Annotated in this window: 23 protein-coding genes; 6 read left to right on the top strand and 17 right to left on the bottom strand. The window is 40.1% G+C overall.

The annotated features are described in order from the left end of the window. Positions 1-8 precede the first annotated feature (8 nt). A complete protein-coding gene (locus VGT41_05835; GenBank protein ID HEV2601781.1) occupies positions 9-506 on the bottom strand; it encodes a hypothetical protein in 498 nt (165 codons plus the stop codon). Between the two features lie 5 nt (positions 507-511). After that, on the bottom strand, positions 512-3070 hold the full coding sequence (locus VGT41_05830; protein ID HEV2601780.1) for a polymorphic toxin-type HINT domain-containing protein: 2559 nt from the start codon (positions 3068-3070) through the stop codon (positions 512-514). Between the two features lie 242 nt (positions 3071-3312). Here VGT41_05830 and VGT41_05825 point away from each other — a divergent pair, with 242 nt between their 5' ends. After that, entirely contained in the window at positions 3313-4317 is a 1005-nt protein-coding gene (locus VGT41_05825; protein HEV2601779.1) for an aminoglycoside phosphotransferase family protein, read from the top strand. Positions 4318-4725: 408 nt separating this feature from the next. Here VGT41_05825 and VGT41_05820 read toward each other — a convergent pair whose 3' ends face one another. The 5 genes from VGT41_05820 to VGT41_05800 form a co-directional block, all read right to left on the bottom strand. Then, positions 4726-5745: a hypothetical protein gene (locus VGT41_05820; GenBank protein ID HEV2601778.1), complete on the bottom strand. Its 1020-nt coding sequence runs from the start codon at positions 5743-5745 to the stop codon at positions 4726-4728. Positions 5746-5765: 20 nt separating this feature from the next. Next, positions 5766-5993: a hypothetical protein gene (locus tag VGT41_05815; GenBank protein HEV2601777.1), complete on the bottom strand. Its 228-nt coding sequence runs from the start codon at positions 5991-5993 to the stop codon at positions 5766-5768. Beyond that, on the bottom strand, positions 5971-7299 hold the full coding sequence (locus VGT41_05810; protein ID HEV2601776.1) for a WD40 repeat domain-containing protein: 1329 nt from the start codon (positions 7297-7299) through the stop codon (positions 5971-5973). Before VGT41_05810 ends, VGT41_05815 begins: the two co-directional genes overlap by 23 nt. A 58-nt stretch (positions 7300-7357) precedes the next feature. Then, positions 7358-7915, bottom strand: a complete 558-nt coding sequence (locus VGT41_05805) for an alpha/beta fold hydrolase (GenBank protein HEV2601775.1) — start codon at positions 7913-7915, stop codon at positions 7358-7360. A 105-nt stretch (positions 7916-8020) separates the two neighbouring features. Continuing rightward, the gene (locus VGT41_05800; GenBank protein HEV2601774.1) at positions 8021-9172 is read right to left on the bottom strand and encodes a hypothetical protein; all 1152 of its coding nucleotides are present in this window, start codon (positions 9170-9172) and stop codon (positions 8021-8023) included. Between the two features lie 56 nt (positions 9173-9228). On the opposite strand from VGT41_05800, the gene VGT41_05795 reads away from it, so the two are divergent. From VGT41_05795 to VGT41_05785, 3 genes are all read left to right on the top strand, one after another. Further along, entirely contained in the window at positions 9229-10101 is an 873-nt protein-coding gene (locus tag VGT41_05795; protein HEV2601773.1) for a hypothetical protein, read from the top strand. A 162-nt stretch (positions 10102-10263) separates the two neighbouring features. Then, a complete protein-coding gene (locus VGT41_05790) occupies positions 10264-12786 on the top strand; it encodes a hypothetical protein (protein ID HEV2601772.1) in 2523 nt (840 codons plus the stop codon). Between the two features lie 378 nt (positions 12787-13164). Beyond that, complete coding sequence (locus tag VGT41_05785) at positions 13165-14601, top strand: FAD-binding oxidoreductase (protein HEV2601771.1); 1437 nt, start codon at positions 13165-13167, stop codon at positions 14599-14601. A gap of 44 nt (positions 14602-14645) precedes the next feature. Here the strand turns inward: VGT41_05785 and VGT41_05780 are convergent, their stop codons facing one another. From VGT41_05780 to VGT41_05750, 7 genes are all read right to left on the bottom strand, one after another. After that, a complete protein-coding gene (locus tag VGT41_05780; protein HEV2601770.1) occupies positions 14646-14945 on the bottom strand; it encodes a hypothetical protein in 300 nt (99 codons plus the stop codon). Positions 14946-15010: 65 nt separating this feature from the next. Next, positions 15011-15589: a hypothetical protein gene (locus VGT41_05775; protein HEV2601769.1), complete on the bottom strand. Its 579-nt coding sequence runs from the start codon at positions 15587-15589 to the stop codon at positions 15011-15013. Positions 15590-15600: 11 nt separating this feature from the next. Further along, positions 15601-16251 carry a methyltransferase domain-containing protein gene (locus tag VGT41_05770; GenBank protein ID HEV2601768.1) on the bottom strand — a complete coding sequence of 217 codons (651 nt, stop codon included), beginning with the start codon at positions 16249-16251 and terminating at the stop codon, positions 15601-15603. Positions 16252-16305: 54 nt separating this feature from the next. Next, entirely contained in the window at positions 16306-16719 is a 414-nt protein-coding gene (locus tag VGT41_05765; protein ID HEV2601767.1) for a hypothetical protein, read from the bottom strand. A gap of 219 nt (positions 16720-16938) precedes the next feature. Next, positions 16939-18018, bottom strand: a complete 1080-nt coding sequence (locus tag VGT41_05760) for an alpha/beta fold hydrolase (protein ID HEV2601766.1) — start codon at positions 18016-18018, stop codon at positions 16939-16941. A gap of 306 nt (positions 18019-18324) precedes the next feature. After that, entirely contained in the window at positions 18325-19410 is a 1086-nt protein-coding gene (locus VGT41_05755; protein HEV2601765.1) for a histone deacetylase, read from the bottom strand. Between the two features lie 79 nt (positions 19411-19489). Continuing rightward, positions 19490-19969, bottom strand: coding sequence for a hypothetical protein (locus VGT41_05750; protein ID HEV2601764.1), 480 nt, complete (start codon positions 19967-19969; stop codon positions 19490-19492). Between the two features lie 229 nt (positions 19970-20198). Here VGT41_05750 and VGT41_05745 point away from each other — a divergent pair, with 229 nt between their 5' ends. Both VGT41_05745 and uvrA read left to right on the top strand, forming a co-directional pair. Further along, on the top strand, positions 20199-20768 hold the full coding sequence (locus VGT41_05745; GenBank protein HEV2601763.1) for a PadR family transcriptional regulator: 570 nt from the start codon (positions 20199-20201) through the stop codon (positions 20766-20768). Next, a complete protein-coding gene (uvrA, locus tag VGT41_05740; GenBank protein ID HEV2601762.1) occupies positions 20761-23358 on the top strand; it encodes an excinuclease ABC subunit UvrA in 2598 nt (865 codons plus the stop codon). The genes VGT41_05745 and uvrA overlap by 8 nt, the downstream gene beginning before the upstream one ends. Before the next feature lie 74 nt (positions 23359-23432). Here the strand turns inward: uvrA and VGT41_05735 are convergent, their stop codons facing one another. From VGT41_05735 to VGT41_05725, 3 genes are all read right to left on the bottom strand, one after another. Beyond that, the gene (locus tag VGT41_05735) at positions 23433-23951 is read right to left on the bottom strand and encodes a YbaK/EbsC family protein (GenBank protein HEV2601761.1); all 519 of its coding nucleotides are present in this window, start codon (positions 23949-23951) and stop codon (positions 23433-23435) included. A 95-nt stretch (positions 23952-24046) separates the two neighbouring features. Further along, positions 24047-24241 (bottom strand): hypothetical protein, encoded by a 195-nt coding sequence (locus tag VGT41_05730; GenBank protein HEV2601760.1) that lies wholly within the window; start codon positions 24239-24241, stop codon positions 24047-24049. A 17-nt stretch (positions 24242-24258) separates the two neighbouring features. Continuing rightward, positions 24259-24381 (bottom strand): IS5/IS1182 family transposase (locus VGT41_05725; protein ID HEV2601759.1); only part of this gene is annotated, 123 nt, incomplete at its 5' end.

Below are 24381 nucleotides of genomic sequence, written 5' to 3'. Positions count from 1 at the left end.
AATCCAGCTTAATTCCTGTATTTTTTTGTTTTATTTTGATCGTTTAGCTGTCTTTTTTCATCTAAAAATCGTAATACGTCTTCTAAATCAATTTGCCATTCAGAAGCTTTCAAATTGTGTTGCATGTCCAAGCCACGTGGTACAATAAAATCATAACACGTTGTTGTTGTAAAAAACTTATTTTTGAGTGGCTCTTTAATAAGTTCTCCAAAAAGAACCAGTTTTTGAATATATAATTTTTTCTCTTCTTTGTAGAAAGCCCATAATGTCGCCTGTGGTTTTTTTGTACGAGTTTGAATTTCCGTTACCAAACATGACGAATCATGATTTTGCAAACGTTTAATTCCTTCGATCCATTGTTGTTCATATACAGCTAAACTCCAAACATTCACGGGCATGTGAAATATTTCTCTAAATGTTCCTATCTCTATTACTCCAAAACAACATTTTACTCCAAAACAATTATGCGTTGTTCTTTGCAACACATGTATCAAAAATTTTTTCATAGTTTTCAAGTACCTATTTCTATTGTAAGGTCTTCATTATATGTTGCCCATCTACCAAATTTTCTATCAAACACTTTCCATACACCTCCTTTATGACCAGTTACATCTGGAGATATCCACTGATTTCCTTTCTTAAAAGCTAATTGTCGATAGGTATTAAATGGAGGATTTTTATCCAACCTATATCCCATTGTTTCTGCCATCTCCCTATACCATTTATTAGGATATCTCGGCGCCCCAATCTCTCGTTTGTGCTGCTGCCGAGAATTTGTCTCTTGCTGATGAGCAGCCTGTTGATTTTTATCGCAGTTTGATTGGTTTCTATTATTACCTGACTGCCGCTTACCATGTTGTTGCTTTGAAGCATGATTCTGCTGTTTCGGAGCATGCGCCTGTTTTGCTAACGTATTATTGTTAGCAGAAAGCTGATTATTATCAATTGAAGACGCACTAAAACTAACCCCTTCTGGCGTTGTCAAAACGTGATCAGGAGTAGCTGATGAAATTTTATTAGCAAGTGAAGCAGCTTTTGTCTTTACTGCTGTCTTTGCTGCCTTGAAAATATCATTAAGTCCGCCATGCAGCTTATTTTGCGCCACCCAATGAACTACAAATGCTGTTGTGCCTTCTACTGCACCACGCACAGAAACTTTTTGTTTCGATAGTTCTTTAATCTGCTCTTTAACTGGCTTAAGAAATTCATCCCATTCTGTTTGCCCTGCATGGTAAGCGTGCAACGCATCAGCACCAACCTCTGCAACGTTTTCTAGCAAACACAGTAAATGATACGCAAAGACGTATTTGCCAGCAACAATGCATGCTGCAGTTTCAATCGGATGGCCTATACAATGGCTTACCGCCCCAATAATCCCTTTCGCCGTTCCTTCAAGAACACCTTTAACAACATCAACCCCACAATCAAGAAAAGCGTAACAAAAGTCGATAATATGAAATGATTGTTCTGGCAATCCTACGTGATTGTATTCACGTGCTGCATCAACACACCCAACAAGACCTTTAGAAAAATCTTGTTGGCGCACACGAAGGGACGGTGCATGGTTTTGGTAAACAATTTTTTCTAAAATATCTATACAATCTTGATGCGCTAGTTGTTGTAGTTGATCGCCATAACAATGATCATACGCAAGAACGTCATAATTATAATCCTGCAACAGGTCGCCAACTGGTGTTGCTATCTCATAAGAACGACATTCATACACAGCCCCATTATTCTTAATCTGTTCAACCAGTTCTTTACGAAGTCCAAGTTGATCACTATTTTTACATGCATAATCATACAGAGCTGCTTCACCTTCTGATTTTTGAAAACCATCGCACCTCTCGCTTGCATCTATTATCAATTGCTCTTGTTGATCAAGATCGTACACAAAATGATTACCGGTAGTTGCAAACATTGAACCACCAGATGAATTTTTGGATGAATGCTTGCTTGAATGACCAGAAAGATCAATATCCCCAGATCGATGCAGTGAATCAACTATGTTCACTATTTCATCAGGGACTTCGCTTGCATTACTAAGCACACAACTATAGTGTACGTCTTGCATTAATTGCACATCAGAGAAACAACGTTGCGTAAAATCATCAGAACGATCTGTTATTGTATGACCAAAATCATTGTTTGGCTGCTCATGCTGACGATCAAAAGGTTGTGCTGTTGCAGGTACGAATGACGCAGATGATGTATCGGCAGTAGTTTTTTCGCACGCTACAAGATTTTCATCTACCGCTGGCACATGCGCTTTACTCGCCGCAGCTGGTAGCCTTTGCGTACGCCCTCCTGATACTGCCGTCTCCCCATGATTTTTTGTAACTTCTTCCGCAAACAGTGCAACCGTTTTTTGCCCTTCCGCTGAATGATATGTTGCATATGCTTTCTTGCGATGAAGATCATAAATAATCCCTACGGCACCACAGAGCAAAACGCCAACCGTGATGCCAACGGGACCAAAACTAACGCCTGCGCCCGCTCCGGCAGCACCAAATGGCACACTAAAACGAATAAACGCTCCCAACGCCAATGGGATATTATGCGTAACAACGCCCTGCTTGCCTACTAAAAAAGTATGTGATGATTCAACTTGAAGTGTGCACACTCTCAGCGGTTCTTGCACTAAAACAACTTTTGAAACCGTTACTGTTTTACTATCTCGACATAACAACTTGTCGCCACTACGGAGCTTATATACTTTCACCCATTTTTTATCAGAAATTCGATAAAACGGTTGCACTGAGGAACACACGATTGGCGATGAATCGCGCAGAAAAAAGAGACGGCAATAAGAATCTGTTTGACTAAATCCTACCCCCTCTACCCACCGTTTAGCCCATTTCTGTTTCATTGCATCATACGCAGTCACTCGTTTCCACGTGGACATAACAATCAAGTTAGCAAGGCGATAAAGTGGCATCAGCTCTTTACCATTTTTCATGGTAATAAGCGTATCGGGCGCAAATCCATGCGATTCAATTTTCTGCGTAGCGCTGAATAAAACTAATGAAACTAATGTAAACAACAAACGAGTAGAGCTTCGATTAAACATGACCACCCTTTTTATAATTCCGCCGAGGAAAAAATCACCACAGTAATTACACTTGTACAAAAAAATAGGACGCCTGAAAAAGAGAATGATTAAAAATCCTGCAAAGTCTTGAACACAAACAAGGGTGTGATGCTACTCATCACTATTTAAACAGACAAAATTAACAGAACATGTAAATCTGCTACAGTTAAATGAATACACTATAAAACCCCCTAACTATCATTTTTTACGAATAAAAACTCATGATTCAAAAACCACCTATTTCCGACCAATCAATCATCGAATGCCTCAATACCTATTACGATATTAACGTTACTGCGTTGACCTTTCTCCCTTTAGGCGCAGATGAAAATGCTGCTGTCTACAAAGCGCACACGCAAGATTCCTCTTATTTTGTAAAACTCAAACGTGATCATAATGAGATCGGCGTTATCATCCAAACATTGTTGCATGAAGCTGGCATTAAACCGATTATTTCGCCGGTCAAAACAAATACTGGTCAGCTAACGCAACACGTCCATGATTTCACGGTTATTGTGTATCCCTTCATTGAAGGACAAGATGGATTCAGCTGCGCCTTAACCAACGGTCAATGGATTACACTCGGCCAATCGTTAAGACTGGTTCATGCATTTGATGTGCCGCCCGTAATCAAAAACCAGATCAAACAAGAAACCTACTGCCCAAAATGGCGTGAAGCGGTGAGATCTGTGTATGCGCATATTGATGATCAATCCATCCATGGCGATGACATAACCTTGCAGTTATTAACATTCATGAAAGAACATAAAAACATCATTCAACGCTTGGTCGATCGCGCGGAACAGTTAGCACACAAAATACAAACGCAATCTCCGCAAATGGTACTGTGCCATGCCGATATTCACGGTGGCAATGTATTAATCGAGAACGATGATACTTTTTATATAGTTGATTGGGATCAACCTATTATGGCGCCAAAAGAACGTGATCTCATGTTTATCGGCGGCGGTGTTGGAAATGTTTGGAATGATCCGCATGAAGTAGAACTGTTCTATCTCGGTTATGGAAAAACTGAAATCGATAGGGACATTCTTGCGTATTACCGACACGAACGAATTGTAGAAGATATTGCATTTTATGCGCAGGCATTGCTTTTAACAATAGATGGTGGGCAAGATAGACCAGTAATGTATAAACATTTCATGGACATGTTTGAACCACGTGGGGTCGTAGAAATAGCGTTCGCTTCTGACACAACCATATAAAAAATCCCCGATAGCTTTCTAATTTTAACGTGACTTCGATATAAGACACTGGTAAATACCTTCGAATAAAGAAATTTTTTGTCGCGCCCTATGGCCGCACAATTTTCTGGATGGCGACGTTCGCCAAGGCTCTCTCACCATGACAGTTAGAGAACGCCAATAGTACTAATAATATTTATCTCTACTTCATAGTCTTACTTTTCGAAGATGTCACCTGCCTTCACTGCCACCTGATCCAAAACATAAGGCATCGCCTACTCTGTCATGGTGAGCGTATGCGTAGCCATCCAGAATTCGTGCGCTCAATCTGAGCGCGACATAATAGTTTTCAAAGCTGTTACTCCGAACTCACGTTAATTTTCAGGAGTACGGGTCAAAGCATCATGCCAGACCGGAATGAAATCACACTTAGCCTATCTCTTGGGCAACATCAACAATCGTAGGTTTTCTATAAATATCAGTTGTTCCAACTTCAATTAAAATACCTGGCACAAATTCAAAGTGACGATCTGATAACGCTGGGTATTTTTTCAAAGAATTTCTAAGACGAACCGCGCCTTTAATACATTCGCGCAAGGCATCCTTAAGCTCTGTGTCTGTGGTTATAACGATGACAGGAACTCGTGCTGCATGATCCGGTAATGAATGGCCCATAAGAAGCCATTCAATAGCATTTATATCAGCCAACTCTCTATGCTTCTTTTTAAAGACGTCTCTATTAGCAGCCATTCTTCCAAATAGTACAGACCCTGGAACATCAAAAATCTGACGAGATCCAAGATAATATCCTGCTAATAAATCCATAATAATATCTTGGGTCGCTTTATTTTCCGTCCACTTATCGTGCCTAAAAAGTTCATTCCAACTAAATATCACGCATAATTCATAAAAATATACACTATTCTTTCCATCTGCCTTCAATGACCCAAGCATACCTCTAAATGCCGTATCAATCCCCAAAACGCTTACATGAAATTGGTATTTTTTTAATTTGCCTTCCACAGAATCAACAATCTGAATAGGATCGATTTGTGTCTCAAAAAAATTTTTTAGTTTTTCTAATATTTGATTAAATTCTAAATCTAGAGATTGCACACACTCATCTGTTTCACCTAAATTGTCTATAAGCCCATCAATATGACCCACTGGCGGGAAACATGACTTAAATTCTTCAGGTTTTTTTTCGCACGTCTCTTTAGCAAGCTTCCCTTTACCGCAATATTCTATTAACGAAATTATGTTTTCTATACCATCATAATCATCTTCAAAATTTGGTAAGATTTCACTAATCAATTCCGATATCGTAGAAACATTATTTTGTCCCTCGTCTAATGATTTTCTCTCGATCTCTAAGTTATTGGGATCAACTTGAGCATAGCAATACGCACTTTTAACTCCGTTATCAAGAAATAATAATTTTTTATTCATATCATCCTAATAATAATACGCTAATAATTTGCCACACCATAGTATGCAACTCTTTTTGTAGGATCACTTTCCTGCCAATAAGCAGCATACCGATCACCACATGAAAAATGCCAATACTCATATGTGTAATTAAGCGTAAAGGCGATACAACTTCCAAATGGTTTTTTTTGCAATCGAACTGCAGTTGCATATTTTACAATCGTACTACGTCGATTAAAATTCGGATTAGCTCTTATTATCAGAAGCATTCTTCAATCTCTGACGTGATGACTGTTGATGAGATTGTGCTAAAACCGCCGCTCGCACCAGAGATGGCGTTCGTAGCCTTAAAATTTTTAACCTTGCGCCAAAACCACGTTCATGCCCATCTCTTACTACCAAAGAACGATCTCCACCGCCAACTACACCACCATGCCCAAACCATGACAACCAGCGCATGTTAAAGGCACTCGCAATTCGTCCACTTTTTTCCAAAGCTCGTACCAGTATTTCAGTACCACCACCATTACCAAGACCAGCCGTTATAAGACGAGAAGGATGCGGAAATGATAGGTACTTAATATTTTTCCCGCGCCCGCACTGATTAATATCAATGGTTTGTGTCATTTCTCCAGAAGAGTTGTATACATTTATGGCATTTTCGCCTACTGCCGCAAGTGACTGCCCATCTGGACTGAAGGCAACTTTATATGCAGCTGTGCCATTACTATATAATTTTTCTCCCGTAGTGGCATCAAAACATAGTGTACCTGGCCAAGCCGGATCACTTACCGCTACCGCAGCTCTGGCTCCATCATGATTTATAGCCATTGAGGCTACATGAGTACGATAGTCGCCTAATTTAGCACGCAATTTTCCAGTAAGGGCATCCCATACCAGTCTCTTGCATGGAAGAACTTTTTTTACTAAATTTCCATAATCCCAGCCTACTATCGCAGTCCCCACATCTGCTAAGATAGCAGTATCATCGCCACTAAACATAATATCCTTCACATACCCATTTCCGCAAAAAATACTCTTTCCCCCTCCAGAACCAACTTCTGTTATACACATTCCGCCTCCCTTGATCCCCATCACAACAGTTTTTCCATCTGAACTTACGGCCAAAGCAGTGCTATCTATCATTTCACGTTTACCAGCTTCCACCCATGTATCTAATAATGTAGGCTCACCGCTAATATCAAAAACAGATATACTGCATTTTACCTCACCATCACAAAAAACTGTCGATCGCTTTACCACAAATTGACCATTCTGACTCACTGCACAATCGTGTAGACTTTCAATTCGATGTTCAGGAACTAGTGCTTCTACATCAACGCTACACAAAGAAACTGGCTCAACGGACGGCAACATTTCTTTTATTTTCTTGTACGCAACAGGAACCAAGCGATGCACCTTGCACAAAATACTATCTATCTCTTCATCAGAATACGTTTGACACGATTTTTCTGGGATAGAACCATCCCGCTCTGCTGCTGATTCTATTGCATGCGCCAGTAACATTAATAAACTTACGAATGTTATCTGTATATACCGTTTTCTTATAACCATAACGCCCTTTATGTTGTGTTGCTTATCGTGAAATTGCATAAAATATCTATCGTAAACATTAAGATAATAATTTTTTTCTCAATACTTGGACTAATTCAGGAAACTCTTTTTTATCATAATCTCCACCAAAATGCCCTTGATGAGTAAACTCATAATATTCTGAATGTAGTTTTTGATGAACAAGTCTTGGTTCGTCTATCGGAATCCATGGATCATCGGTAGATGCGAATTGGATAATCCATTGTTGGTTGTTTATGATAGCAGACCAATTCCAGGGACGATTAAAATAGCCACTTAGCTTTTCGCTTTCAATACCTAAATCGGTGGCATATCCGCCAATCAGTACTGATCCCAGCAGCGTATGATTTTCGGCGAAGCGCATTGCAGCTATCGCACCGGTTGAATGTCCAACAAGCACTGTATGCTGATCTGCTTTTAGTTCATTTTCCAAAAAAGGAATCCAATATTTTTCTCGTGACAGTGGAGCATCTGGAAATTGTGGCGCAAGAACCATGAATCCCAGCTTCTCTAATTCTGTTTTTGTATACGGAATCCAGTTGTCTTGAGGACTACTATCACCATTACCATGTATTAAAATAATTTTTATCTTATTCATCGACAGTACGCTTTCGTTAAAGATAAAGACGATATAACGAATAAGGAGTATAACAGAATGTTACATGTACCGTGAAACTTATCATGAGAAAATATACCGTACATGCTAACGACTGCTCAGCATGATTTCATACAGAAGAAGCATCGCTCTCTCGATGTGTGTATTGACTTCCTTCAATAACTGCGAGTCGACAGCCGTATAAAACGGAGGCTTACAGCAAGAGATTCTCTGTTCATTCAAAGTCCCTTGCTCTTGCAAAGATTTAGCAGGGAGTTTCCAAAATCCTCCCAGACTATGATACCTCATTCTTCCTCCGTCATAGTGCATAATGCATGCAATGCGCATAGTCGCATCATACTGATACTCTGTTGCGCAAGACATGTTCCCACTTAACGGCGCAGAAAAGCATACATAGTCGGATGTATAATATTTCTCAATAAGAAAACTATCGTCCCTATTTTTCCACCAATACGCATATTTCTTATCTGGGTGTTTTTCCAAAGTAGCAATGGGCTCCAAAATCATCTGTAAGACTGTATCAAGATCTTTGTTTGCTACGACGATTACTCCATTTGCTAAACTCTCTTTTCTTGGCTTGATTACATACAATTCACCCGGCATCTCTTGTTGTATTTGTTGTGATAACGATACATCATATTTCTTAGGATAGATTCTCCAATCTGCTTTATACTGCTTGAGCTCATCGTTATAATCAAACAGCGCATTCATCTTATATTTGTCATTCCAATAAGGAAAGGTCGCTGCATTGAGAAACAGAATTCCCGGGCAGAGCTTGCGATAGTAGTCAAAATTGCCAACAATGTCCAAATCGGCGTAGACAATTCCTGCGTAAGAAGTTATACAACAAGGATCAACAGAATGTACTTTTGCACATTCTAAAAATGTCGAATCTTGTAAAAGAATTTTTACCGACGGCACAATCTGCCACTCCTTTACTGCTAACGATCTTTGTAATGGCGGATAGAGCAACCCTGCTGCCCATTTTTTTATTGGAAAGAAAGTAAAAAAATCTGCAATCTTTGGCGAAATAGCTCCATCTTCTCCTGAGACATACAGATCGCCACTAAGTGCTGAAAGAGCCCCGTGCTGCACTTCGCAGATTTTCAGCCCATGTTCTTGACTGTATTTCAAGTCAGATACCAGATAAGAAACATCCGCCGGATACTGTAGTTCAGCATAGATAAGGATCCACGCAAAGTTGATGAGGATGATACACGAGAGGAACAGTTTGTTCATAGTCAAAATTCCTTAAACATTTGACACCTTCGAAAAACAAATCATACAATAGCTCCATGATTGTTCAAAAAATTTTATTCCTATCAATGTCTCTTTTATGTGCATTGCAACCTCTACAGGCAATGCCTCTGGCAGAAGACTTTAAACACGTTGGTTATAGAGAAATCTGTGATAAGAAGCAGACAGCCGCAACGTTTGATTTCTTGTATGCATGTTTTGATGAGCTCATAGATTTTTTTCAGACAAATCCAACCTGGGCACAAAAATTATATCATGCAAAAGAACGTTTTATTCGCTCAAAAGAGAGAGGTTACTACTCCACTGATTTTTTTGGTTTTTACGACGAATCTGCCGTACCAGGAAGAAGCCAAATCTCCTTCTATTATTCAATCCATTTCCATGAATTTATATGCACCTATTATCCTGAACTTAACGATATCCCCGAAATCAGCTATTTCTTGGCGTTGTGTCGCGAGATTCAAAATTCATATGCACATGTATTTAGTGAAGCAGCAACTGCATTAGATTTGGAAAGTCTTCTATCTTGGGAATGCGCTAACCCTCCTATTCTTTTGAAAGTAATCAAATATCTTCCTTCTTACATGGCCACAAAACCTCACTACGATGGTACTGCATTTTCTCTTTTTCTCGATAGCACAGACAACGAGTCGCTGCTGCTTTCTGCTTATAAATCCTCACTGACTCCCGATGACTTTTCTTCTCCCGTAAAAACCTGCTGTCAATGGAATAGCCGGGATTCTATTCTGCTCATCCCGGGTGTGCTGCTCACCGAATTTTCTATCTACCCCACTCCTCATTTTGTCGCCCGCAGTGGCAAAATGCGATATGCCACCATTGCATTCGCCATGAGACCTCACTACACTCCTCAACAAAAGGCACTTACGCCCTTGCCGAATGTTAATCGTTGAATAATTTTTTTTACCTACCTATGATGCTATAAAAGCATTGCACAATCTGCCTTCGCCAAGGCTTCCGACTTCGCCAAGGCTACGACGGACAAGACGATGGACAAGACGACGGACAAGCTGGCGGACGAGTATGAAGCTAAAACTAAAATAAGGGATTTTCGTATGTTCAAATTTAAATGTCTGATTTTTCTTTTCACCGCACATTCTTTGTACGCCTTAACAACGCTCAATGTAACCATAAGCTCAGATAATAATCCTGGTGGCTTTGGAGATATTGGCGATCTGAGATATTGCTTGAACACCATGAATGAAGCGCTCAACACAACGCCTGATGACTTTGCGATTGTCTTTGCCAGTCCAATGACTATTCAACTCAATGGAATCCTACCCATTATTAATAACTCTTCAAACCCGGTGACTATCACCATTGGTAATCCAGGCTCTATTCCTACCGTCACCATTGATGGTAACAGTGGCGCTTACCCAGGATTTTTCATTCCAATGGGGAACGTAATAATCCAAAACATGATTTTCCAAAACCTAACCGCGCAAGGAGGCGGTGGCGGAAACGGCGGTGGAGCTGGTGGTGGTGGCATGGGGGCCGGAGGAGCGATTTACGCACCTCAAACCTTTTTAAACGGTTCCAATCCTGCAATCACGTTAATAAATGTATCGATCAACAGCTGTTCTGCTATTGGTGGAACTGGAGGAAACAATTTAGGTCCCTCAGCTTCAGGCAACGAGGGTGGTGGCGGTGGTGGTGGCTTTAGTGGAAATGGGGGTTCCATTTCAAATACCGGAAGTACTGGCGGCGCAGGAGGGGGAGGTTTTGGTGGAAATGGCGGAGACATCACTTCTTCGACTGATGACATACTTGGTGGAGGGGGCAGCGGAGGCGGAGGCCTCGGATCTCGTGCCCTCATAGGGACGCTCACCAACCTCGGCAATGGAGGATTGGATCAATATTATGGACAAAATGGAAGTGCTTACGGCCTGACAATTACCGCCGGTTCTGGCGGAGGCGGTATGAATGGAGGAAATAATGCAGGAGGCGGCGGTGGCGGAAACTCGATAGGAGAACTCAACTTTGTTAGAGGTGGTGGCGGTGGTGGCAGCTCCGGGTCGAACGGCGTTGAACCTAAAGGTAATATAGCACCGGGGGGTAGCTCTGTACCGTCTGGTGGCATTGGTGGAGACGGAGGAGGAGGCGGCGGCGGCGGAGTTGTCGAAACAGAATCGTCAAATGAAGTGAGCGGCCAAGCAGGAAGTGGTGGTTATGGCGGCGGCGGCGGTGGTGGCGCAGGTACTGGCGCTTATGACGCATCATACACCGTACAAGGTGGCTCAGGAGGAATTGGCGGCGGCGGCGGAGGTGGTGGAGTCAACCAATCTGGCCTGACTCCTGCCGAAGGAGGTAATTCTCTTGGCGGAGGCGGTGGTGGCGGTGGTGGCGCTTCTAATGGTTTAAATGCCCTGGGCGGAATTGATATAGGAAACCTTGGTGGTGGATCTGGAGGATATGGCGCCAACAGCGTTGAGTCAGCAACTGGTGGCGGTGGTGGCGGTGGAGGAAGCGGTCTGGGAGGTGCTATTTTTGTAGATAGTAATTTGAATTTTACGATACAGGCATTCTCTGCAATTCCCACTACATTCAATACATTAAACAATACAACAATAGCAGGAAGCCATGGAATTGGTGGCGCTGGTGCTTCAGATGGTTTAGATGGATCAGCATTGGGAAATAGTATTTTCCTCCGCACAGGATCTTCTCTTACCTTCATGGCAGAGGATATCAACGATCTTTTGACACTCGGCGATCAAGTCGCATTCACCGATGATACAGTGTTTGGTGCAGGAGGAACGAGTGTTTTTGTCAAAGGAAATGGAACTGTTATTTATAATGGAACCACTGATTATCCAGGGACTGTTACCATCAATAACGCTAATTTTAAAGTGAATGGACAAATCGATACGGCATCAATTTTCGTCTGCAGAAACATTAGCGTTAGTACACAAAGAGGCACATTGAGCGGGATCGGGACTTTGACCGGAAGCGTCTTTGCCAATTCAGGAACAATCTCTCCTGATGCGCAAGCAACGCTTACTCTTGGCAGCTTATCTTTAAATTCAGCAGATCAAATTAATAACGTTCTTGGAAGCCTTGTGCATATCACCATCGATTCCACCAGCACGACATCTGTAGTCGCCGTTACTGGAGCTGCATCGTTAGCTGGCACCTTGGAGATCGATCTAGATCCAAACGCTCAGCCAGGAACGTACATAATTCTCACTTCGTCTGGTATTACCGACACTTTTGATTTGGTGACATTTACGGGCATAACTCCGAACTACTTGCTCTCTTATTTACCGATCGAAAATCCTACCTTTGTACAATTTGAGCTTTTAGATGATCAACCGCTGCAACCACCATCAAATTTTCAAGGTACGCAAAAGAAATTTAACTGTAGATTCCTCTATAATCAACTAACATGGACACTGAGTCCATCATCCCAAGTCACCGGTTACTTTATATATCGTGATGCAGAGAAAATCGCACAGGTAAATGCCTCCACAGATACCTATATAGATTACAGACCACTGTGTGGTACATCTTCGGTATATTCGCTCGTTGCATTTGATGGCAATGGCAATATGAGTACACCGGTTACCGTTACGGTTCCGTGATAATGAGATAGGATGCGCATTGATACAATGCGCATCCTGTTTTTTATTTTTATACTCGCCTGAATAACGCGCACAGATGCTCGCTTGCGCTTTATTTTTTGAATCAGAATGAGCAACCACCATCCATCTGTCCCCTTTCAATGGTAATTCTAAATGCAATACAACCGCTCAATGATTTTTTTCTTAAAATCCACCTGCAATCGCATATCTTCTCATCCTAAGTCTGACTCAAATTTCACTTGAGGGCATTTGACGATCTATACCCCTGAGGTACAATTATTAAGAATGCAACAGCATAGATAGGGTCTTTTAGGGTTATCCGTGTTCCAACAAGAGGCAAGCGCCTATTGTCAGACACAAATGAGGGGAAATTTTTCTATGAAATGCCATAATTGCTTTGTTCCATATCTTTCAATTATCCTCAGCTGCATGATTACTGTGTTGCCATTGACCCACAACTCCCTTTCTGGTGGGAAATCTCGAGTGGAAATTAACGATGTCAGCAACCTGAATCTCACACGAGTAAATCGTATTGTATCACCTACCACAATAGCCAAGCTGGTTAACAGAGTTGATGCAGCAAAACAAGCTGGCTTGAAAGTCTGCGCTGCTGGCAAGCGGCACAGTCAAGGCGGACACGCTTTTTACAAAGATGCCGTTATTATCGATACTAATAAGCTCAACAAAATCATCCGTTTGGATAAAGCAAAAAAAGTCATTACGGTTCAACCGGGCGTTACTTGGAAACAAATTCAACAGTTCTGCAATCCTCATAGCCTTGCCCTTAAGGTCACCCAAACAGCAAATATATTTACCGTAGGCGGATCACTGAGCGTAAATTGCCACGGACGCGATCCGCATTATGGCCCACTCATTGAAACGATTCAGTCGTTTAGAATTCTTTTAGCTGATGGCTCAATTATCCGAGCGAGCAGACAGGAAAATGCAGAGCTGTTTTCATTAGCTATTGGTGGCTATGGCCTTTTTGGTATAATCACTGAAGTTGATATTACGCTCACAGACAATGTTGTTTACCGCAAGCAAGCAAAGATTATACCGATTACGGATTATGCGGATTTCGTCAAAAAAAACGTAGTGCACAATACGGACGTTGGACTTCATTATGGTCAAATAATGTTCAAGGACGAAAAAATAATTAGCACAACCTATACCAAAACGAACAACTATAATAAAAAAGCGTTTCGCATCAATAAAGAGCGTAGTATTTTGACGGGAAAATGGTGCTTAGACCTCCAAAGGAAATATGGTTCATCTAAGGTATGTAGAAACTTCTTTGAATCTACTGCCAAGTTACGCGAGTTTATGCCGGAGACAACGTGTAGAAACGATGCAATGCAACACAGAGTAGAATGCTTAGAGCATGTATCAGAACATGACACCGATTTATTACAGGCTTATTTTATCCCACTAGACGCTTTACCACAGTTCATACAAACGTTAAAAAAATCCATACACGATGAAAAAATTCGGTTACTCAACGTACTCGTTCGCTATATACCAAAAGATAGTGAAAGCTTTTTGCGCTATGCAACAGAAGACCGTTTTGAGGTCGTTCTATTTTTTAACATTAACCGATCTACTTCAGATGTGGCCTATACGCAAGCGTGGACACAACATCTTATCGATACGGCACTCGCGTTAGATGGTTGTTATTATCTGCCTACTCAGCTCTATGCAACCGACACGCAAATTAGACAAGCATACCCAATGCTTGATGCATTTTTTACAAAGAAACGAGTGTACGATCCAAGCGAGTTGTTCATGAATGGTTTTTATAAGCGATACTGTGTGTGAGGCTGGACAACTTAAAAGCCGTGAACCCGACCAGCCAATAATGTTCAAGCGTCGTTCAGTGTATCGCGTATTTGCGTAACTAATGAATGCGCTCCCGTGACACCTCCAACAATACCTATAGCAAACAAAATCGAAGCGAATACCCTTGTAAAAATTGGAGCGTCAAATTCAATTTTTTGTCCTACCAACCTTGGAAGTTGCTTATGTGCTAGCCAAGCGCCACCAACGAAAAGAACCGTTGCACACAAAGCATCTCCTAAGCCATGTTTTTTTGGCGCTACAAAATCAGAACATTGGGCACTATTCATAGTAGCAATCAGAAAGATGAGAAATAGTTTTTTCATATGACTCCATTATAGGGGCCCCTACAGGGACAAATTAATATTTTTACAAAGAATACCGATAGCCTCTATTCTTTTATTTCAAAACGTAAGCATACATCAGCTGTATCTCCTACGTTTGTACACGAATAAGGTGCTTCTACATCAAGAACATACACACCTCGTGGCCAATAACCTTTTTCCACAATCCCATGAGCATAAATAATTTCGTACGTTGTCGGCTCCACAATAACCATCAAACTTTTCCATGTATGAGTATGGAGTTTTTCACATTCTCCCGGCTGACTTGATCCCCATAAAATACGTATCCAAGGATTTTCGAATACAACCAAATGTTGCTTAGGTGCTTGAAATACACCATCTTCATTCGACAGTGGACTGAGCGGTCTATAACTTGAAAAATCGAGATTCAAGTTCTTGGATTGGATAATAAAGTCATCAATAATTGGATGATTGTTGGGATTTTCTAACAAAAAACCAAATAGTTTCAGTAAATAATTCGTAGTGCAATGATCAACACGCCAAATGTTCTCCAAGCATTCACCGAGTTCTTTACTCTTTAATGTGACACTTTCGACATTTTGAGCACCTGGCAAAATATCGGAGAAGGTTAACAACCACAGTGAAACTATATAAATATACTTCATAATATCTCTCCTCATAGCATTATTGCATGATCAGGTTTTTCAAAATTAAGCGTAAATGCAATACAACTTCCAAATGATTCCTTTTTTTGAAATCCAGATGCAGTTGCATATTTTACAATCGTACTGCGTCGATTAAAATGCGGATCAAAGATTATCTCTGTTACTGACAATATTCCCCCTGGCTGAAGTGCATCAAAAATCTCTTGCATCGCTACATTCTTATCCCTAATTTCACCAAATACCGTCACTAATACAGCGCGATCAAATTTATTTTTTTCCAACTTTCCTTCCCCTATTCCCGCCTGCAAAAAGATAATATTTTGTAACTTTGCAACGTTCGCTTTTTGACGCACCTTTTCCAACATTCCCGCTTGAATATCAAGCGCTACCACCAAGCCATGTGGACCAACCGTGTGCGCAAGTGGAATAGTGAGTCTACCCGGACCACAACCAGCATCCAAAACAACCATACCTGGTATAAGTTTCAAATTTTTAATAATGGTTTCAGCTCGATTAATAGTAGAAAAAGGATTATCTCGCTCAACCAACCATGCCAACCACGTTGGACACGGAATCGTATAATAACGAGAGAGAATATTCCAAACCACACTTATCAAAATAATAAAACAAGCTAATCCAAGAATAATCTGTAATAACAACATGAATATATACTCCCTAATAAATCAAACTGTATACATGATATCTCAAAAAACAGCTCAATTGCCTATCAAATATCGTTCTATTTTTTTAATTTTGATCATATCTTTATCTCTGCCCATTAACTTGTACATTTCAATCAATTGCAATAATGGTAAAACGGGAATCTTCTGATCTCCAATTACAATCATATTACGACACTGCAGAAAATGATGCGTGTCATACCACTGCCCGTCCAGCCGTGATTTTATTTTAAAATTACTCATAATCTCAACAGAACAACAACTGATACAAAATCTACTCATTGTTGAATCAAAAATATCAGAAGGAGCATTGCCTGATAATGAAATTTTATAATCATGTAACGCACTATTTATCTTTAAAAGTCCATATTCGTCAGTCATAATATCAATATCTACAGGCTCAATATCTAAACCTTGAAGAGCCAACGCGGAACTTGCAAAATCACCCAATTAATATCTTCATGCTCTAAGCGCTTTGCAATTATTCTTAGTACATTACTAATATTCGCAAACGTGCTATTTTTATTCACTTTTTTACCCTATTTTTCATCTTCTTCAACAAAAAACAACCCCAAACAATAACTCTAACGGCGTATCTTAGCATGAATCAAAAAGAACGCGAAGAAAGAAAAAAGGATCGAAAGTAAACTCGATCCCCGCATATCATTCCTATTTCTTAATCACAAACCTTATCCTAATCCAATCAGCTATCAGCCCAAGAACTATCGGTGATATGGTCTCTTGCAAGATGCCATATTCACTCATAGCTCCCGTTGAACAACTCTGAAACCAATGGTTCATTTTAGGCAGATCAACAATAGTAGCATCTCTATTACCTGCTGAATCCAACGCTTTTTTAATAATGGGTAACTGTATACTGGACACAGTAATAAAATCCAAATCACCATTCATCGCCAACACTGGCACATGCACGGCACTCAGATCTGATACGCAGTCGTGTCCCAACCAGTAACGATAGGTAGGCGAATTAAAGAATGCAATCATGTCTTCCGCGTTTGACTCTTTTATAGCAAAAAGTAGTTTCTCTGTTTCTGCTTTTACCGTTACTGGCAATGATGCAAAGTATGCTGCCATAATTGATCTCATTGCCGCAGCTGCTGTATCGGCATCAGACTCTTGCTTGACCACACGAAGCAGCTTTTCGCGAACTTGCGCATCATAATCAATCAACTCTTTGCTTGCCCCATCCGCTTTTAACTGCATGCCAACTTGCGTAAGAACCTGTTCAACTCCCGTTACCATAGCTCCCGCCATGAGTATCAGAAATGAGACTGACTGAGATTGACGGGCAACCATCGCTGCTATCAATCCCCCTTCACTATGGCCAATCAGCCCAATAGCATTGCGATCAATTTCTTTTCTGGTTGTGAGATAATCAATGCCCGACTGAACATCTCGCGCCAAATCTTTGCTCGTTACAAAAGGACCAAATGCGCCCGTTGATTTACCTACGCCACGCTTATCAACGCGAAGTACCGCAATACCATGTCGCGTTAAATAATCAGCGAGCACAAGAAATGGTTGATGCCCCAGCATTGAATAATTTCGATCATTTGGTCCCATGCCAGACACCAGCATAACAGCAGGAAATGCGCCTACCGTATTTGGCATAGCTAACGTGCCAGAGATGGTTATTCCATCAGTTTGATTGGGATACGCTATTTCTTCTTGAATGTACGGATAAGGAGGAGTTGGTTGTTGAGGACGGTTGAACTTTTTATCGCTCATGTTTTTCTTCTTTCTAAAAAAGGAATTGCTCATATATCACCAAACATGATGCACGAGACCTTATATGACAACAGTTATTACATAAAAAAACATCGCACGAGATTACCCCTGCAATGATTATACTGAAAATTTAGAAGAAGAAACTTTCATAGCGCCACCGTACTTAAAAGAGTGGAAGTTAATAATAAATAACAGGGTATCAAAATTTATACAGAGTTCAATATATCAGAACATCGCCCATTCAACACTGTTAATTGAATGAGCGATATAACATTTGCATGGTACTGCTTGTTGATTCAACGTAATTTATAAACAACCGCCAACAAGTTTGAATTTCTTTAAAATATTTTCAATTGATGTTCCTACAATATCTGCACTTTCTGCACTGTATCCACCAGAGAGCACCATCAATATTGGTATCTTGTTTTCGATAGCCTGTGAAAATAGAAATGCATCTCTTTCTATAATACCATTTTTAGTCACACCCATTCTACCAAGCGGATCTTTTTCAAAGATATCAGAACCAGCGTTATACATTATAAGATCTGGTCGAGTTGCTTCGATTGCCTTTGGTAACTCACTTTTCAAAAGAGTTAGATAATCGTGATCCTGAATGTTGGCGGCTAATGGATAATCAAAATCGATATATTGTCGCACTGCATAATCAGAAGGATAATTATTCTTACTATACATATCAAAAATAAAAGTAAGAGGATCTAATCCAAGAATTGATTCTAACCCATTTCCTTGGTGCGCATCTAAATCAACTACCAAAACCTTTAATCCCGGTTGTGTTTCGCGAAGCTTTTTAATGGCTAGCGGAATGTCTGCAAAAAAGCAAAATCCTTCACCCCCATCAGCTTTGGCATGATGATAACCACCGCCAAGGTTAATTGCCCAACCATTTTCCATGGCCAATTGAGCGCCTAATATGGTACCACCAGTCGCATAACGCATACTGTTGAGCATGTTACGCTGTAATAAAAAATTGGGAAGATACCGTAATGGTGGAACTTCTGCAATGGTTGCAACAACCGACGAATGATGTAACGCTGCAAGATAATTGGATGTATGTACCTCTTTTAATTGTGCATCGGTCACCATTTCCGGTTTTTGTAAATCTTTAGATAAAATATCGCACGTCTGTTCTAAATGGCGAACAATTTTGCCATATTTTTTTGTATCAAATGGATGCAAGTTTTCAATGCCAAAAAATGAAATATCATAATCTTTATGAAAAACAATAGGTACGCTTCTTTGTACTGAACCCGCGCCTGTCATGGTTGATAGCTTTGACGCCTTAATTGGCTTGGATAATACCTGCATTGAAGCAAAACATAATAGAGTTGCCATTAAGGCTTTATGAAGTGATATGAAACCTATTTTATACATGAATAACCCCTTCATAAAATGGATGTAAAAAATACGACAGAGAGAGCTTATTTTATTACTATACTTTTGAAACAGACCCTTATACTGCTCTTAACTTTTTTTGTAATTTAGAACATCGACAAATAGCTTCTTGTACAGCAAACCTCAATGATGCTTCTGTAAGATGCAGTGGCACGCTGGGAAGTAATATAGTAAAGTATGCAGCAGCAAAAGGCGCCCAAGTAGGTAAAGATAATAGAGCGATTGCAGGCGTTGGATCATATATACCGCGTTTTGTAAATGCATCACGCACTCCATTGACCAGCTCTACTTCTGCGTTAAAAAAAGGATAGGTGTAACTTTCACGACTACTTTTGTCCATTTTTTGAGATATAGTAAGGTTGTCCCATGTTGGTTCCACAGAGGCCTCATCATTGTCTTTTTTGATAACATCGAGTTCATTCTGAGCAAGTAAAGCTTCTTGCTCTTTCTCTCCTTGGCCACCTTCTACAGCAAACGAAAGAGAAGCGGTGCTCAATGCCAGTAGGCAGGTAAGTACATATGTATATATATTTTTCATAGAAAAACCCCATTTTTTACGATTTATAATAAATGATCCACTTAATAATCATGGTACCATAAAAATTTTAACCTGTAACAGCCCTCTCCAATGCCCATTAGATATGGCCAATACATTGATTCAATAGCATTATTAACCGATTAAAACAGAGTAATAATAGGGGTTGCGACATATATCATTTCGATATATATTAAATATATCATATTGATATATAGGCAGGAGGGAATTCATGGCAAAAAGTAACAAAAGCCAGTTTGCAATCTTAGGAATGCTGGGATTATTAGAAAAAAGCTCTGGATACGATCTGAAAAAGCATATGGAATCGAGTACAGAATATTTTTGGAAAGAAGGTTTTAGCTCCATTTACCCGGTGCTGGAAGATCTAGAGGAGCAAAAATTAATTGTAAAAATAGATATGCCCACAAGGAGCGATCGTAAGCGCAATGTTTACGCCATCACTCCCGCAGGTCACGATACGCTCAAGCAATGGCTCATGCAAACACCGGAACATATACAATTAAGAAATGAACTACTATTAAAGGTTTTTTTTGGCGATCTGATTCCTGTCGAAATTACTATTGAACATCTGGAAAACTACAAAAAAGAACTGAAAGATAAACTCGCCTCATTTACAGATATTGAACATCAGTTACGCACCACCAATTCCTCAGAGTCTTTTTATGGACTCATCACATTGGATCATGGAATTAGCCAAGCTTCCAGCTCTCTAGAATGGTGCAAGAAAACTATCAAAACATTAAAATCAATACACAATAACAGTGGAAAAATTAATGAGTAAAAATGTTACTTGCACCTTACAATGCGGTCTACCGATAACTCATGATTTAACTAAAATCATAGTGCATGGTGCAAAAGAGCATAACTTAAAAAATATTTGTTTCGCGATTCCTAAAGGAAAATTAGTTGCATTAACAGGTCCCTCAGGATCGGGTAAATCTTCTATCGCAACCGACATTCTGCAAAAAGAATACATACGACAATATTTAGAATCACTCGGCATGGTGACGGATCATATAGAAAAGGCAAAAGTAGATAGCATTATGGGACTATCCCCTTCTATTGGCGTTACGCAGCGAGTAACAGATTTTAACCCCCGTTCTACCGTTGGCACAAAGTCAGGAATTCTTACCATTTTAAGAAATATGTTTGCAGCTATGGGACATCAACCGTGCGCAGGCTGCGGGAAAAGCGTCAAACAACCTTTGCAAGATAAAAGTAAATTAACAACCATTGAGATAGAAAAAAATGAAACAGGTTCTTCAAAGAAAATAACAAAAAGCTATTTTGATTGTCCGCATTGTGACCAGCAGCTAGAAAAATTAAAAATGAATCATTTTTCATTCAATGCGCTCGCGGGAGCATGTGAAACCTGTAAAGGGGTCGGCAAAATTATCAGTGTTGATTTATCTCGTCTTATCGATGAAGAAAAAACAATAAGAAGCGGCGGAGTAGATTTTTGGACCGAATCGATTGGGAAGTATTATGAGAACGCTATCGTTGCAGCAAGTAAGCGTTATAATTTTCCATTTGATCCAGCTATTGCGATAAAGAATTACACCAACCAACAGCGAGATTTTTTACTGTATGGAATCACATTTCCAGATTTTGTAAAAGCACACAAAGATATCCAAGCGCCCAAAAAAGTAAGCGACGGAAACTTTGAAGGGATAATTCAACAGGTATTACATATGTACAAGCACAATGCTGAAAAAGCTTTGCATGATGTAAAAAAATATATCCTGCATGAATCATGCAACGAATGTAAAAACACCCGCTTGGCAAGACTTGGCAGAGAGGTAACGGTCAATGGAAAAACTGTGACTGATGTAGCAAAGCTTAATCTTGGCGAACTGCTCCAATGGATACAAGACTTAGATCAACATGTTCCAGAAGATGAACAGCAAGTCCTTTCCGCGCTGTCAGGTGCATTACGAGAACGAACATCACATTTAATTGAAGTTGGACTGGATTATCTAACGTTAGAACGCACACTTCCTTCACTGTCCGCAGGTGAATCTCAAAGAGTACGATTAGCTGCTTTACTTGGCAGCGGACTGACGGGAGTTTTATATGTTCTTGATGAACCAACAACCGGTCTGCATCCGCATGACAATACAAAATTATTAAAAACGATAAGAATGATCCAAGAAATGGGCAACACGATTCTCATCATCGAGCATGACATGGATATTGTTAAACACGCTGACTATATACTCGATATAGGACCTGGAGGAGGTAGCAAGGGTGGAGAAGTTGTAGTGTCAGGTACGCCAACAGATGTTATGGCTTGTGCGAAATCTAGTACGGGTACCTATTTGGCTAAAAAAGCAGCCATTAAACTGAACAGTTCTTCTGCCGAAAATAAAGCCTTAACGATACGCGGGGCCAGTGAACATAACCTGCAAAATATTGATGTTAACATTCCAACAAAGCAGCTTGTTGTGATGACTGGTGTATCCGGGTCGGGAAAATCAACGTTCTTGTTTGATATTTTGGATAAAGTGGCAAGGCAGCATTTTAATCGTGCAAGTGAAGTGCCAGGAAAATACAATTCCGTTGAGGGCTTAGATTATTTTAATCGAGTCGTAACCGTTGACCAAGTTACAATAGGTAGCTCAAAATCAACTCGTTCCAATATTGCAACATACACAAAGCTTTTTGATTTCATCCGAGATTTATTTGCATCTTTGCCAGAAGCAAAAGCTCGTGGCTTTGGTGCAGAATCATTTTCTTTCAATACGTCCAATGAACGTTGTGAAAATTGTAATGGAGCAGGAGTAGTGGATATTGACATGACTTTCATGCCTGATATCGAAACAGAATGTCCCGTTTGCAATGGAATGCGATTTACCGATGAACTACTATCAGTGGAATTTCAGGGTCACAATATCGCAAACATTCTGGATATGACCGTAAGCGATGCTATTTCGGTTTTTAAACAAGAAAAAAAGATTTATACGCTCTTAGATTTCATGAGACAAGTCGGCTTGGACTATTTAAAGCTAGGGCAATCTACTTCCACATTATCCGGAGGAGAAGCACAACGAATTAAATTGGCGACTGAACTGTCCAAATCTGAAACAGGAAATACATTGTACTTATTAGATGAACCCACAACAGGGCTGCATCCACAAGAAGTAGAAAGATTGCTTAATATCTTGAAAAGATTGGTATCCAAAGGAAATACGGTAGTAGTTATCGAACATAACTTAGATATTATTTGTAACGCGGATACGATTATTGATTTTGGTCCCGGCGGTGGCACCGCAGGAGGCAACATTGTTGCAACAGGTACACCGCAAGAAATTGCGGCTAATAAAGATTCATTAACAGGACAATGTTTGAAGGCTTATGCGAGCGCCACTTAATAAAGTTTACATTTTCAAAACAAGAGGATGGCATAGTTAATAATAAAAAATATGTCATCCTCTTTTTTATCTTTCTATTTTATAGAAACGACCTTTCCGCCAGTCATCTCAAGCAGATCTTTGCTATGGAGATCGAATACAGCATTTGGCGTACCTGCGGCAGCCCAGACACTGTCAAAAGTAAGTAAATCTTCATCAATAAAAATTAAGTCGATCTGTTGTTTGTGTCCGATAGGTGGGATGCCGCCGATTGCGAATCCAGTAATTTCTCTGACGAAATCCGCATCAGCTTTAACAATCTTTTCACCCACATATGATTCGATCAATTTTTCGTTAACCCGATTAGGGCCGGATGCTAACACCAAAACCGGTTTATTTGTTTCTTTTGTTTTAAAGATGAGTGATTTGACGATTTGAGCAACACTGCAACCAATAGCAGCACCAGCATCTTGCGCTGTTCTTGTGCTATCAGATAGTTCTACCACAGTGGCAGATAATCCCTTTTTTTCCAAGGCAGCTTGAACGCTTTGCGCACTTTTGGTAAGTGATGTATTCATAATGTTCTCCTGGTTATAAATTCTTACTGTTTTCATAAATTCCCTCGTAAGTATTAGTTTACTAGAAGTTCTTCATGTTTCCAAAAGTGTTACAAGACCAGAGTTATCCAAAAAATTGATGCCAATAACGTTTAAACATCGTTAAGCGTATCGCGTATTTGCGTCATTAATGAATGCGCTCCGGTGACACCTCCGATAATGCCTATAACAAACAAAATCGACGCGAGCGTCTTTGTGAAAATCGGAGCGTTAAATTCAATTTTTTGTCCTGCCATCCTTGGCAGCTGTTTATGCGCTAACCAAGCACCGCCAACAAAAAGAAACATTAGACCTCTTCTGAAACTCATTTAGTTAACTCAAAATTACATATTCCCGCAATGAGATTAAAACGTAATCCAAACCTCTTTCTTCGATTACGGTACTTGTCAGAAACTATTTTGAATCGTTTTATCATTCCAATCACATG

The sequence above is a fragment of the Candidatus Babeliales bacterium genome (genome assembly GCA_035944115.1).
Classification (GTDB): domain Bacteria; phylum Babelota; class Babeliae; order Babelales; family Vermiphilaceae; genus DASZBJ01.
This window is presented reverse-complemented; position numbering and strand designations above follow the sequence as displayed.